Genomic DNA, 808 nt, shown 5'->3' with positions numbered 1-808 from the left:
AACTCAAGCGATACCGCCTGACCATTCCTCTGGCGGCTGACACTGATCCATGGGTAGCGACGCGCTTCACCTCGATCGTGGGCCTTGCCGCCAACTATGGCGTCACTCTTGAACCTGTTCTGGCGCTTCCGCTAATGTGGGGCGACAAGACCGATGCCGGCAAGTATCCTGCCGGCGAAGCTGCTGCGATCTACTTTCAGGGCTACAATCGGACCCTGGCGTTTGTTCGCCAGTTCGCATCTTCAGTCGGCGACTGGGAACTTGGTAATGAGATCAATCTGACCGTCCGTGATGCCAACGGCTCTCCGTTGTTCGGCAAGGGGTGGACCTCTGCCGAGTTCGCGGCATATCCGTCGATGGCCGAATTCGCCAATCTCTTGCGGGGAATGTCGGACGCGATCGAGCAGGTACGCCGCGACACCGGCAGAAACCTTCGGCGCATCGTCGGCACCACATCGACGATGTTCGGCTACATCGACTTCATGAAGGCGAATGGCGTCAAGGTCGATGTGCTCGGCTATCACTATTACGAGCATGCCGGCGTGGACCCGACGAACTACTGGGGCGGAGTTCGTCCCAATTTCAACCTGTTCACAAAGCTGTCGAGCTACGGCGTTCCAGTCGCCATCAATGAGATGAACGGCGCCGAGATCTACGACTCAACGTTCGTCAACACCTCGACGTCTGCCTCGATGTCGGCCTGTAACTCAAACCTGGATGCGATGCTGGCGAAGTTCTCTCAGTATTCGTTCATCGAGTGGATCGATCTCTACGAGCTGATCGACGAGCCGGACAAGACTGGTCCCGA

Annotated in this window: 1 protein-coding gene; it reads left to right on the top strand. The window is 57.5% G+C overall.

Going from position 1 to position 808, the window contains the following annotated elements; all coding sequences use genetic code 11:
- A partial coding sequence (locus tag IVA74_RS36445) for a hypothetical protein (RefSeq protein ID WP_247352385.1) occupies window positions 1-808 on the top strand: 808 nt, incomplete at both ends.

This window comes from Bradyrhizobium sp. 132 (assembly GCF_023074185.1).
Taxonomy (GTDB): Bacteria; Pseudomonadota; Alphaproteobacteria; order Rhizobiales; family Xanthobacteraceae; genus Bradyrhizobium.
The sequence above is the reverse complement of the archived record's forward strand: the minus strand, read 5'-3'. Positions and strand labels throughout refer to the sequence as shown.